Genomic DNA, 11,428 nt, shown 5'->3' with positions numbered 1-11,428 from the left:
GGTCGTGCAGGTGGGCGTCGCCGCCGGTGGCGGCAGCGGTCGGGAGGCTAGGCGGGCGGGGGTTGCAGGGAGGTTGCGCCACAGGTCAGGGGCTCGACGGCACCCTCCGCGCGTCGAGCCGGCCGGGCGGGCGGTGCGGTACGCCGGCCAGGCCGAGGTCCGCGTCGAGGGTCCGTACGCGGGCCAGGGCCGGCGCGCGCCGCTCCGCGGGCAGGGTCCGCGCCAGCGCCCGCCACACCTCCGGATCGTCCTCGCCCCACGGGCTGTACGCCCACTCGCCGAGCAGCCCCGCGTCGCCGCGGGCGATCAGCGCCGCGCGGAGCTCGTCGGCCAGCCGGCGCCGCAGCCGGGTGATCTCGGGAGCCGCGGAACCGGGCAGCAGCGGGCCCGGGTACCCGCGCACGGCCGCGGACACGGCGCCCAGGGCCAGCCGCTCGGCCACCCACCCGTAGTCCGTCTCGACCGCACCCGCCAGGCGGTACGGGCGGGAGAGCAGTGTGTCGGGCCCCAACAGGGCGCGCAGCCGCGACAGTTCCGCGCGCAGGGTGACGGGGGAGACATCCTCGTCCTCGTACAGGGCCACCAGCAGCTCGTCCCCGCCCAGCCCCTGCGGATGGCGCGCGAGCAGCAGCATGATCTCGCTGTGGCGGCGGCTCAGCCGAAGGCCCGCCCCCGTCCGGCCGCCCGCACCGCCCCCGCCACCCCCGTCGCCCGCGGCGGCTCCCGGCCGCCACTCCGCCTCGTCCCGCCCGAGGACGCGCAGCACCCCCACGGACGCCGCGCCCAGGGAGGTGCCCGCCGCGCCCGGAACGGCTTCGGCCGGCAGCAGCGCGAGCTGCGCCTCGGCCGCCCGGGCCACGGCCTGCACGAACGCCAGGGAATGCGGATGGGCAAGGCCGTCCCCGCCGGTGATGTCCACCGCCCCGAGCAGCCGCCCGCTGTGCGGATCGTGCAGGGGCGCCGCCGCGCAGGTCCACGGGTGCACCCGGCGGCTGAAGTGCTCCGCCCCGAAGACCTGCACGGGCCGGTCCAGGGCCGTGGCCGTGCCGGGGGCGTTCGTGCCCATCACCGACTCCGCCCACCGGGCCCCGGGTACGAACCCCAGCGCCTCCGCCCGCCGCCGCGTGCCGCCGTGGCCCTCCACCCACAGCAGCCGCCCGCCCGCGTCGCACACGGCGAGGAGGTGCTCGCCGTCCGCCGCGACCGTCCCCACCAGCTCCCGGACCACCGGCATCACCCGTGCGAGGGGGTGGGCCGCCCGGTAGTCGGCCAGGTCGCGGTCCGGGAGCTCCACCCGGGGCGCACACTCCGGACTCACCCGCGCCCGGGCGCTGCGCCGCCACGACTCCGCCACCACGGCCCGTACCGACGGCACCACCCGGCCGTCCGCGGCGAAGGCGGCATGGGCGCGCCGCAGCGCCCGCGTGCGCTCCGCCGGATCCGCCCCGCTCGGCAGTGCCACCCACGGATCGCTCAACTCGGCCTCCTCGGAAAGGGGGTTGGGGCAGGCCGGGCGGGCGGGCCCCGGGCGCCCTCATCGTCGTACCGCCGGAGCGGCCGGGCAAGGAGGCCGTCGGCCGACGGGGACCGGGCGCGGGGCGGGCCGCCGTCCGGATCCGGTCACCGGTTAGGGTCGGACGCGGGGCGAGCAGGACCGGACAGACACCGCTACAGGGGAGGAACCGAAACGATGAGTGGAGCCGTCACGGCCGTCAGCAGCAATGCGGAGTACTCGTTCACCAAGCCGAACCGCGAGAGCATCACCCTGCTCGAGGGCCTGGGTGTGGCGGGCGACGTGCACGCGGGGGTCACCGTCAAGCACCGCTCGCGCGTGGCGCAGGACCCCACCCAGCCGAACCTGCGACAGGTGCACCTCATCCACGAGGAGCTCTTCGCGGAGGTCGGCGCGGCCGGCTTCGAGGTGCGTGCCGGCGACCTGGGGGAGAACGTCACCACCTCCGGCATCGACCTGCTCGGCCTGTCCGCCGGCACGCTGCTGCACCTCGGCGACGAGGCGGTGGTCGAGGTGACGGGGCTGCGCAACCCGTGTCTGCAGATCGACGCGTTCCGGGCCGGGCTGCTCAAGCGGGTCGTGGGGCGCGACGAGAGCGGCGCGCTGGTGCGCAAGGCCGGGATCATGGGCGTGGTGCGCAGGGGCGGCACGGTCCGCCCCGGCGACGCGATCGTGGTCGAGGCCCCCGAGGGGCCGCACGTCCCGCTCGACCGGGTCTGACCCCGCCCCCGGGCCGCGGCGCGGAACGCCCGCCGCGGCCCGCACGGCCGGCTCACCGCGCGCACGGCCGGCTCACCGCCCGCACGGCCGGCTCACCGGCGGCACGGCCCGCCCACCCCGCCCGCCGTCAGTAGTAGTCCCGCATCAGCTCGTGCGACCACTCCGGCTGCCGGACCTCGCCGCGCGGGCCGAACTCCGCCATGTACGGCTTGACGTCCAGTACGGGCGTGCCCGCGACGGCGTCGAGACCGGTCACGTGGACGTCCAGTCCGTCGACCTCGAGCACGCGGCAGCGGGAGACGCCCAGCCGGTTCGGGCGGTTCTTGCCCCGCTGGGCGAAGATGCCGACCAGCGGCCAGTCCGGGTTCCCGCGCGGCCGCCGGGCGCCGCTCTCGGTCCGGTCCGCGTCGACCCGGTCGAAGTGGTAGACGACCTCGATGTGGGAGAAGTCCGCCAGCCCGAAGAGGGCCTCCGGACCGAAGCGGTCGCCGTCGAACCTGATCACCGCCGACTCGCGGTCCCAGTCGTCGTCCACCACGTCGGTCCGGCCGCCGACGACCGTGGCCACCGCCTCGCACTGCACCTGCGTCATGTCGCGCCTTCCGCCGTCCGTGCTGTCCGGCGGGCGCGGGCGGAGTGCGCGCACGCACCCGCCGGGCCGCGCCCGCGGCAGCCTGTCCCCGTGATCATGCAGGGCCGGCGGCACTCCTGTCCCGGTCTGCGGCGAACCGTTTCCCCGGATCGGCGCGCGAGCTGTCCGTACGCCGCTCAGGACGAGGGGCGGACCGCGATCTCGTCCAACGCCGCCAGCAGCCCGGGCAGTTCGGCCCCGCGGCCGATCGGGACCACGCCGCCCGGCTCGTCGTCGAGCAGGACGAAGGCGATGTCGTCGGTCCGGGCCACCAGCGACCAGCCCGGCCCGTCCACGCGCAGCGTGCGCGCCTCCTCGGTGCCGAAGGAGGACCGGATCCGGCCCGGCGGCGGGGGCGTCTCGGTGTACGCACGCAGCTCGTCCAGCACCCGCCGGACACCGTCGTGGCCGTACCGCGGCCCGTCGCCCGGCGCGGCGTCACCCTCGGCCCCGGCCCCGGCCCCGGTCCCGGTCCCGGGAGCGTCGTCCCCGGGAGCGTCGTCCCCGGTGGTTTCGGCCTCGGCCGCGTCCTCCTCCGTCGGCAGGTCGAACTGCGCGCGCCAGGCGTTCCACTGCACCGCGATCTCGTCGGCCCCCTGCCGTCGCTGCGCCGGCCCCCACGCGTCCGAGGCGGGCGGTGCCAGCGGCACCCGGTTCGTGCCGTCCGCGCCCTGCTCGGGATCGTGCGGATCGGGCAGCCCGGGCGCCGCCACCGCCAGCGCGATCGGCCAGCCCGCGAGGGAGGACACGATGGTCCGCTCGTCCGGCGACAGGTCGTATTCCATACCGCAGTCCCAGGAGGCGATGGCCACCGCGACCAGCGAGACGTCGTCGACGATCACCGTCCAGCGGGCGCCGTCCCCGTCCTGGCCGAGGACCAGTCCGTAGCCCTCCGCGTACGGCGTGAGGCCGAGCATCGCACAGGCCTCGACGTAGTCGTCGCCCAGCACGCTCGGGAACTGCGCCGGCGTGAGCAGCACGGCGGACAGCACGTAGAGCGAGCCGCCGGTGTCCTCCCCGGCGGGCTCGGCGGGGTCCTCGCGCACGTCGCCCCGCGGCTGCGCGGCGCCCTCGTGGGTACCGGCCACGTGTCCCTCCTGTCGCGTGTTCGTCGGCGCACCCTAACCAGTCGGTAACCTCGGCGTCGAGAGCGCGCGGGTGTCGATTTCCGCCGCTGGTCCGACGGGGTCGGCCCGGTCCGGCGGTGCGCCCGCCGGCCCGGCCCCAAAAGGTGTCCCCGCACGTAGAGTTGGCCCTCCACTACAGAAGGGGACCACTCGGTGAAGCGCTACGACCGGCTCAAGGAGATCCTCCGGCTGGACCCCGAGAAGGACTTCCTCGCGATCTACCGGCTCACCGCGACGTACGAGTTCCCGTGGGACTTCACCCGGGCCCTGGAGCTCGCGCTGTACCGGACGTACGCCGTCCCCGCCATCGGCCGGCTGCTCGCCGAGACCGCCGAGTTCACCGACCGTGCGCAGAAGCGCTACGACGACACGGCCCTGCTGCTCGACGCGGTCGTGGAGCACGGCTTCGAGGCCGAGCAGGGCCGCACCGCGCTGCGCCGCATCAACCAGATGCACCGCGGCTACGACATCAGCAACGAGGACATGCGGTACGTCCTGTGCACGTTCGTGGTGATTCCCAAGCGGTGGCTCGACGCGTACGGCTGGCGCCCGCTGTCCCGGCACGAGATGCGCGCCTCGGCCGCGTACTACGCCACGCTCGGGCGCCACATGGGCATCAAGGACGTTCCGGGCTCGTACGAGGAGTTCGAGCGCCTCCTCGACGCCTACGAGGCGGAGCACTTCGGTTGGGACGAGGGCGGCCGGAGGGTCGCCGACGCCACGCTGGACCTCATGGCTTCGTGGTACCCGGCCGCACTCGCCCCCGCGCTGCGGTCCGCCGGCCTGGCGCTCCTCGACGAGCCGCTGCTGCGCGCCTTCCGGTACGAGGACCCGCACCCGGCCCTGCGCTCCGCCGTCCGGGGCGCGCTGCGGCTGCGCGGCCGGGCGGTGCGGCTGCTCCCGCCGCGGACCGCCCCGCACTACGCACGGCAGAATCCGGAGATCAAGGGCTACCCGAACGGCTACGACGTGGCCGAGCTCGGCACCCACCCGGTGCCGGGTCTGCGCGGCTGCCCGGTCCCGCACGTACGGGAGGCCGGCACCGCCACCGCCGCGGCCGGCGCCGCTACCGTCGCGGACGGCACCGCCACCGCCACCGACGGCGCGACCTCCCCCGCCGAGACCACCACCGGCGACCCCCGTGCGGCGGAGGACGCGCCTCAGCCCTGACGTACCGCCAGGGCCAGGAAGCGGTCGTCCTCGTCCGTGTAGGACTCCAGTCGCCACCCCGAGCCGGCGAGCAGCGGACCGAGGTTCCCCTCCGCCCGCAGGTCGTCCGGGGTCAGCCGGCGGCCGTGGCGGGCGGCCAGCGCGGCCCGCCCGACCGGGTGGAACAGCGCCAGCCGCCCGCCGGGGCGCACGACCCGGGCCAGCTCCCGCAGGTTTCCGGCCGGCTCGGGCAGGTGCGAGATGAGGCCGGCGCCGAACACGGCGTCCAGCGCACCGTCCCGCAGCGGCAGCCGCGTCACGTCCGTGCGGACCAGCGTCCCGTCCCGGCCGCGTCCGGCGCGCTCGGCGACCGCGAGCATCTCCGGCGTCAGGTCCGCTCCGATCACCACGCCGTCCCGGCCCACAGCGGCGCGCAGCGGGGGGAGGGCGCGGCCGGTGCCGCACCCGGCGTCCAGGACCCGGTCGCCGGGCCGCAGGCCGAGGTCCGCCACGGCGGCGGCGTACGCGGGGCCGTCGTCGGGGAACCGGGCGTCCCAGTCGGCCGCGCGGGCGCCGAAGAACTCCTGGACGTGCGTCGGGTCATCGCTCATGCGCCCATGATCCCGCACCGGCGCGGCGGCGCTCCGGGGGTTCCATACATTCCGTGAATCCGATGGCACCGCGTGTGATCGGATGCGAACGTATCCCTGTCATATTCCAGCAGCTTTCGAAATGCGCCCCCTGTTCGCGCCGTCACCCGGACTAGCGTCCCTGGGCCATGGGACACCTGGACCACGCCGCCTACGGCTGGCTGACACCCGTGCTGTCGTACGTGATGGCATGCATCGGCGCCGCCCTCGGACTGCGCTGCACCGTCCACGCGCTCGCCGCGACCGGACGCTCCCGCCGCAACTGGCTCCTGACCGCCGCCTCCGCCATCGGCACCGGCATCTGGACCATGCACTTCGTCGCGATGCTCGGCTTCAGCGTCACGGGCACCGAGATCCATTTCAACGTGCCGCTGACGATCCTCAGCCTCCTCGGCGCCATGGTCGTGGTGGGTGCTGGGGTGTTCGCCGTCGGCTACGGGCGCGACCGGGGCCGGTCCCTCGTCCTCGGCGGCCTCACCACCGGGCTCGGCGTGGCGAGCATGCACTACCTCGGGATGGCGGCGCTTCGGCTGCACGGTGACATCACGTACGACCCGCTCACCGTGGTCCTCTCCGTCGCGATCGCCGTCGTCGCCGCCACCGCCGCCCTCTGGGCCGCGCTGAACATCAGGTCCCCGCTCGCCGTCGCGGGCGCCTCCCTCGTCATGGGCGCCGCGGTCAGCAGCATGCACTACACGGGGATGACGGCCGTCGCGGTCCGCGTCACCCCCTCCGACGCGGCCCTCCCCGGGGCCACCGCCATGCAGTTCATCTTCCCGCTGGCCGTGGGGCTCGGCTCCTACCTCTTCCTCACCTCCGCGTTCGTCGCCCTGTCCCCGACCGCCGACGAGCGGGCGGCCTCCGCCTCGGCACAGCGCCTCGGCGAGCACGCGCAGGCGCAGGGGCAGGGGCCGGGCGTCGGGACGGGTTCAGCGCCACGGACGGCGTAGCGGTCGCCGCGCCCCGCGCCGAGGCCGGCACCGCACGGCCGGGCCGCACGCGCCGTCCCGCCGACGACCGCGACACCCCCGTCCGCCGTCCGCCCTGACCTTCTCCGTCTCCCTCCCGTCCCCCTCCCCCCGCCCGCACCGTCAGCCCGATCGAGGAGCCCATGCGCACACCCCGCAGAACCCCGGACGCCGGAGCACCCGCGCTGCCCGCGCCCGCGGCGCGCGGCCGCCGCGCGCACGCGGGCCCGCCGGCCGAGGAGCGCCCGGAGGACAGGACCGGCCCGGACCCCACCAGGTCCGGACGCGCGGGGGGAACGGCCGGCGGGTCGCCCGAGCGCCCCGGCGGCCGGCCCTGGCCGAGCCTGCGGCCGCGGACCGTGCGCGCGAAGATCATCTCGCTGCTGATGGTGCCGGTGGTGTCCCTGCTGGCCCTGTGGGCGTTCGCCACCGTCGGCACGGCCCACGACGTGGCGCGGCTGAGCCGCCTGCAGCGCGCGGACACCGAGGTGCGGGGGCCGGTCGCCGCGACGGTGGCCGAGCTCCAGGCGGAACGTATCGCCGCCGTACGCTTCCTGGCCGCGCCCGGCGCCGACCGGGAGGCCGCGCTCGACGCGCAGGGCCGCCGTACCGACGCAGCCGTCGCGGCCCTGCGCCTGGGCGTCCGCAACACCGTCGCGGACGCCGGCGACTACCCCGTCGAGGTCGCCCGGCGGCTCCGCGCCTTCGTCGCCGGCGCCGAGGCCCTCTCCGTCTCGCGCACCGACGTCACGGCCCGCAGGACCACCGCGGCGGCCGCGCTCGACCTCTACTCCGGGGCCGTCGACGCCGCCTTCACCGTCCAGGGGGCGCTCGTGGGCCAGCGGGACGGAGCACAGGGCGCCGACGCGCGGGTCCTGCTGGAGTTCGACCGCGCCGCCGAACTGCTCGCGCGCGAGGACGCGCTGCTCGCCGCGCACGCCGACGGCCGCCTCACGCCCGAGACCGTACGCCGCTTCGCCGCCGCGGCGGCGGGCCGCCGCGCCCTCACCGACTCCGCGGCCCCCGACCTGCCGGCCGCACAGCGGGCCCGCTGGCGGACCGCCGCCGGGAGCGCCGGGTACGCCGGCCTCGTCGCCGCGGAGGACCGGGTCCTCGGCGCCACCGGCAAGCAGGCGGTCCCGGCCGGCTGGGAGGCCGCGCGGCGGGCGGTGGCGGACGCGATGCGCGACACCGCCGCCTCGGCCCGCACCGACCGGGCCGCCGACCGCACCACCCCGCTCGTCGGCGGGCTGGTCAGCGGGGCGGGCGCGGCCGTGCTCCTCGGCCTGGCCGCCGTGGCCGCCTCGCTCGTCATCTCGGTGCGCATCGGCCGCGGCCTGGTCGTCGAACTCGTCGCGCTGCGCAACGGCGCCCTGGAGATCGCCCACCACAAACTCCCGCACGCCATGGACCGGCTGCGTGCCGGCGAGGAGATCGACGTGGCCGCCGAGACCCCGGCCGGTCCGCCCGCCGAGGACGAGGTCGGCCAGGTCGGAGAAGCCCTCGCGACCGTGCACCGGGCGGCCCTCGGCGCCGCCGTCGAGCGCGCCGAGCTGGCCAACGGGGTCTCCGGGGTGTTCGTGAACCTCGCCCGGCGCAGCCAGGTGCTCGTCCACCGGCAGCTCAACCTGCTGGACTCGATGGAGCGGCGCGCCGACGACCCGAACGAACTCGGCGACCTCTTCCGCCTGGACCACCTCACCACCCGCATGCGCCGCCACGCGGAGAGCCTGATCATCCTCTCCGGGGCCGCGCCCGGCCGCGCCTGGCGGATGCCCGTGCCGCTGACGAACGTGGTCCGGGCCGCGGTCTCCGAGATCGAGGACTACCCGCGCGTCGAGGTCCGCGGGCTGCCGGAGGCCGGGGTCATCGGCGGGGCCGTCGCGGACCTCACCCACCTGCTGGCCGAACTGATCGAGAACGCCGCGCAGTTCTCGCCCCCGCACACCAAGGTCCGGGTCAGCGGCGAGCCGGTGGGCAACGGCTACGTGCTGGAGGTGGAGGACCGCGGGCTCGGCATGGGCCCGGAACGGCTGGCCGAGGCCAACCGGCGGATCGAGCGGTCCGAGGCGCTCGACCTGTTCGACAGCGACCGGCTCGGGCTGTTCGTGGTCAGCCGGCTGGCCGCCCGCCACCACGTCCGGGTGCACCTGCGCACCTCGCCCTACGGCGGCACCACCGCCGTCGTGCTGCTGCCGACCGCCCTCCTGCAAGGCGCCCTGCCGGCGGGGTCCGCCGAGCGCCCCCGGGGGGCGGAGGAGCGCGCGGAGCAGGCCGCGGACCTGCGCATCCCGGTGCGCGGCGCCCGGCCCGTACCGGCGCGCGCGGCGGGCACCGACCGCGCCGGCATCACCGACCGAGCCGGCCGCGCCGATCGCGTCGGCACCACCGACCGCGCCAGCGTCGCCGACCGCGCCGGCATCACCGACCGCGTCGGCAGCGACCGTGCCGGCGTCGACCTCCCCGGGATCGACGGGTCCGTCCCGTGGTCCTTCCCGGCACAACCCCGGAGTTCCGTTCCCGAGCCGGCGCCCGTCGGTGGCGGGGAGCCCGTACGCGGCCACGAGCCCCTACGCGGTGGGCAGCCGCCCGCGTCCGGCGCCGGTTCCGAGCCCGTACGCCCGCCCGCGGAGCCGGGCCGGACTCCCCGACCCGGGCCGGCAGCGCCTGCGGGCCGGGGCGCGGAGTCCCGTCCCGTCGCCGAGGACCCGCCGCCGGCCCCCGTCACCGCCCTGCGGCAGCGCGTTCCGGCCGCCCCGGCGCCCCGTACCGCCGCCGGCACCGTCACCGGACTTCCCCGCCGCGTACGCCAGGCCAGCCTCGTCCCCCAGCTGCGTGAGGTCGCCCCACCCGAGGCGGCGGCCGGCACCCGCGCCCCCGAGGACCCGTCCGGCCTCACCCCCGAGCAGGCCCGCGACCGCATGGCCGCCTACCGCGCGGGCTGGGCCCGGGGCGCGGACGAAGCCACCCACGCAGGCACCGAAGGAGAACGCTCGTGATCGAACACCACAGAGTCGACAGGGACTCCGCCCGCAGGTCCGGCGAGCTGGACTGGCTGCTGGACGATCTGGTGGTCCGGGTCCGCGAGGTCCGACACGCGGTGGTGCTGTCCAACGACGGCCTCGCGGTGGGTGCCTCCAGCGCCCTCAGCCGTGAGGACGCCGAGCACCTTGCCGCCGTGGCCTCCGGCTTCCACAGCCTGGCCAAGGGCGCCGGCCGGCACTTCGCGGTCGGGGGCGTGCGCCAGACGATGGTCGAGATGGACGACGGCTTCCTCTTCGTCGCCGCCGCGGGGGACGGTTCGTGCCTGGCGGTGCTCAGCGCCGCCACCGCCGACATCGGTCTCATCGCGTACGAGATGGCGCGGCTCGTGAAGCGGGTGGGGGAGCACCTCTACACCCCGCCGCGGTTCGTCCCGCACCCGCCGGCCGCGGGCTGACGGGGCGGGGCTGACCATGGCGGGTGGACGGGAGGCGGCCGCGCCCCCGGCGGGCGGCGGACGGTGGTACGACGCCGACGCCGGGCCCCTGGTGCGCCCGTACGCGATGACCGGCGGGCGCACCAGACCGGGACCGAGCGGGGTGCGCTTCGACCTGATCGCCCTGGTCGTCGTCGACCCGGGCGGTACCGACGCGGCGGCCGAGTCGCTGCTGGGGCCCGAGCACCGGGCGCTGCTGTCCCTGTGCCGGGCCGAGACCCAGTCCGTGGCCGAGCTCTCGGCGGAGGCGGACCTGCCGGTGGGCGTCGTACGGGTGCTGCTGGGTGACCTGCTGGAAGGCGGTCACGTACGGGTGAGCCGCCCGGTACCGCCCGCCCGGCTGCCGGACGAGCGGATTCTGCGTGAAGTCATCGAAGGATTGCGAGCGTTGTGATGGGACAGGACGACGGCTCGGCGGGCGGCGAACTGGCCGCCCTCGCCCTGAAGATCCTCGTGGCCGGCGGCTTCGGGGTGGGCAAGACCACCCTCGTGGGCGCGGTCAGCGAGATCCGGCCGCTGCGCACGGAGGAGCAGCTGAGCGAGGCCGGTGAACTGGTCGACGACACCGGAGGGGTCGACCAGAAGCGCACCACCACGGTGGCCATGGACTTCGGGCGGATCACCATCCGCGCCGGGTTGTCCCTCTACCTGTTCGGGACGCCGGGGCAGGACCGGTTCTGGTTCCTGTGGGACGAGCTGTCGCAGGGCGCGCTGGGGGCGGTGGTGCTCGCCGACACGCGGCGGTTGGAGGACTGCTTCCCCGCCGTCGACTACTTCGAGCACCGCCGCATCCCGTTCGTGGTGGCCGTGAACTGCTTCCCCGGGGCCCGCAGGTACGGCGCGCACGAGGTCTCCCAGGCCCTCGACCTGGAGCAGGGCACGCCGGTGGTGCTGTGCGACGCCCGCGACAAGGACTCGGGCAAGGAGGTCCTGATCCGCCTGGTGGAGTACGCCGGCCGCGTGCACACCGCCCGCCTCCTCGACGCGGTGGAGGCCCGGCCCGGCGCGGTCTGACGGATCGCCGGGGCCGGGCGTCCGGTCGGACGGGCGCTCGGCCGCTCGGCCGGGCCCCCAGCGGCGTCCAGCAGCGGTCGGGCAGTCGGGGCGGGCGGAGCGGGCGCCACGGCGGACGCGGCCGGGGCGTCGGACGTGGCCTGCGGCGTCGGGCCCGGCGTCGGGCGTGGCGTCGGGC

11 protein-coding genes are annotated in these 11,428 nt (G+C 76.5%); 7 read left to right on the top strand and 4 right to left on the bottom strand.

Annotated features, from left to right (window positions below; all coding sequences use genetic code 11):
• Positions 1 to 85: 85 nt before the first annotated feature.
• Complete coding sequence (locus tag IF43_RS0112665; protein ID WP_051795227.1) at positions 86 to 1,477, bottom strand: helix-turn-helix domain-containing protein; 1,392 nt, start codon at positions 1,475 to 1,477, stop codon at positions 86 to 88.
• A gap of 213 nt (positions 1,478 to 1,690) precedes the next feature.
• On the opposite strand from IF43_RS0112665, the gene IF43_RS0112660 reads away from it, so the two are divergent.
• Complete coding sequence (locus IF43_RS0112660; RefSeq protein ID WP_030198558.1) at positions 1,691 to 2,233, top strand: MOSC domain-containing protein; 543 nt, start codon at positions 1,691 to 1,693, stop codon at positions 2,231 to 2,233.
• A 127-nt stretch (positions 2,234 to 2,360) separates the two neighbouring features.
• Here IF43_RS0112660 and IF43_RS0112655 read toward each other — a convergent pair whose 3' ends face one another.
• Both IF43_RS0112655 and IF43_RS0112650 read right to left on the bottom strand, forming a co-directional pair.
• The gene (locus IF43_RS0112655; RefSeq protein WP_030198557.1) at positions 2,361 to 2,825 is read right to left on the bottom strand and encodes an SAM-dependent methyltransferase; all 465 of its coding nucleotides are present in this window, start codon (positions 2,823 to 2,825) and stop codon (positions 2,361 to 2,363) included.
• A 176-nt stretch (positions 2,826 to 3,001) separates the two neighbouring features.
• Positions 3,002 to 3,910 (bottom strand): hypothetical protein, encoded by a 909-nt coding sequence (locus tag IF43_RS0112650; RefSeq protein WP_037888299.1) that lies wholly within the window; start codon positions 3,908 to 3,910, stop codon positions 3,002 to 3,004.
• Between the two features lie 234 nt (positions 3,911 to 4,144).
• Between IF43_RS0112650 and IF43_RS0112645 the strand changes: the two genes are divergently transcribed.
• Complete coding sequence (locus tag IF43_RS0112645) at positions 4,145 to 5,161, top strand: oxygenase MpaB family protein (protein WP_078910109.1); 1,017 nt, start codon at positions 4,145 to 4,147, stop codon at positions 5,159 to 5,161.
• Here IF43_RS0112645 and IF43_RS0112640 read toward each other — a convergent pair.
• A complete protein-coding gene (locus IF43_RS0112640) occupies positions 5,152 to 5,751 on the bottom strand; it encodes a class I SAM-dependent methyltransferase (protein ID WP_030198551.1) in 600 nt (199 codons plus the stop codon). The two genes, IF43_RS0112645 and IF43_RS0112640, sit on opposite strands and share 10 nt — an antisense overlap.
• 167 nt (positions 5,752 to 5,918) lie before the next feature.
• Here IF43_RS0112640 and IF43_RS0112635 point away from each other — a divergent pair, with 167 nt between their 5' ends.
• The 5 genes from IF43_RS0112635 to IF43_RS0112615 all read left to right on the top strand — a co-directional run bounded on the left by IF43_RS0112635 (position 5,919) and on the right by IF43_RS0112615 (position 11,250).
• A complete protein-coding gene (locus IF43_RS0112635; RefSeq protein ID WP_051795225.1) occupies positions 5,919 to 6,740 on the top strand; it encodes an MHYT domain-containing protein in 822 nt (273 codons plus the stop codon).
• A 161-nt stretch (positions 6,741 to 6,901) separates the two neighbouring features.
• Positions 6,902 to 9,757 (top strand): nitrate- and nitrite sensing domain-containing protein, encoded by a 2,856-nt coding sequence (locus IF43_RS0112630; protein WP_030198549.1) that lies wholly within the window; start codon positions 6,902 to 6,904, stop codon positions 9,755 to 9,757.
• A complete protein-coding gene (locus tag IF43_RS0112625; protein ID WP_030198548.1) occupies positions 9,754 to 10,197 on the top strand; it encodes a roadblock/LC7 domain-containing protein in 444 nt (147 codons plus the stop codon). Before IF43_RS0112630 ends, IF43_RS0112625 begins: the two co-directional genes overlap by 4 nt.
• A 16-nt stretch (positions 10,198 to 10,213) precedes the next feature.
• A complete protein-coding gene (locus IF43_RS0112620) occupies positions 10,214 to 10,630 on the top strand; it encodes a DUF742 domain-containing protein (protein ID WP_030198544.1) in 417 nt (138 codons plus the stop codon).
• Positions 10,630 to 11,250, top strand: coding sequence for an ATP/GTP-binding protein (locus IF43_RS0112615; protein ID WP_030198542.1), 621 nt, complete (start codon positions 10,630 to 10,632; stop codon positions 11,248 to 11,250). Before IF43_RS0112620 ends, IF43_RS0112615 begins: the two co-directional genes overlap by 1 nt.
• Positions 11,251 to 11,428 lie beyond the last annotated feature (178 nt).

Origin of the sequence: Streptomyces sp. NRRL S-87 (genome assembly GCF_000719335.1) — a bacterium.
Taxonomy (GTDB): Bacteria; Actinomycetota; Actinomycetes; order Streptomycetales; family Streptomycetaceae; genus Streptomyces.
Note: the sequence above shows the minus strand (reverse complement) of the source record. Positions and strands in the feature narration are given on the sequence as shown.

Bases quoted from the DNA above. Each gene is read 5' to 3' on its own strand.
- IF43_RS0112660 (WP_030198558.1), top strand. From the start codon at position 1,691: ATGAGTGGAGCCGTCACGGCCGTCAGCAGCAATGCGGAGTACTCGTTC.
- IF43_RS0112655 (WP_030198557.1), bottom strand. From the start codon at position 2,825: ATGACGCAGGTGCAGTGCGAGGCGGTGGCCACGGTCGTCGGCGGCCGG.
- IF43_RS0112640 (WP_030198551.1), bottom strand. From the start codon at position 5,751: ATGAGCGATGACCCGACGCACGTCCAGGAGTTCTTCGGCGCCCGCGCG.
- IF43_RS0112635 (WP_051795225.1), top strand. From the start codon at position 5,919: ATGGGACACCTGGACCACGCCGCCTACGGCTGGCTGACACCCGTGCTG.
- IF43_RS0112630 (WP_030198549.1), top strand. From the start codon at position 6,902: ATGCGCACACCCCGCAGAACCCCGGACGCCGGAGCACCCGCGCTGCCC.
- IF43_RS0112620 (WP_030198544.1), top strand. From the start codon at position 10,214: ATGGCGGGTGGACGGGAGGCGGCCGCGCCCCCGGCGGGCGGCGGACGG.
- IF43_RS0112615 (WP_030198542.1), top strand. From the start codon at position 10,630: ATGGGACAGGACGACGGCTCGGCGGGCGGCGAACTGGCCGCCCTCGCC.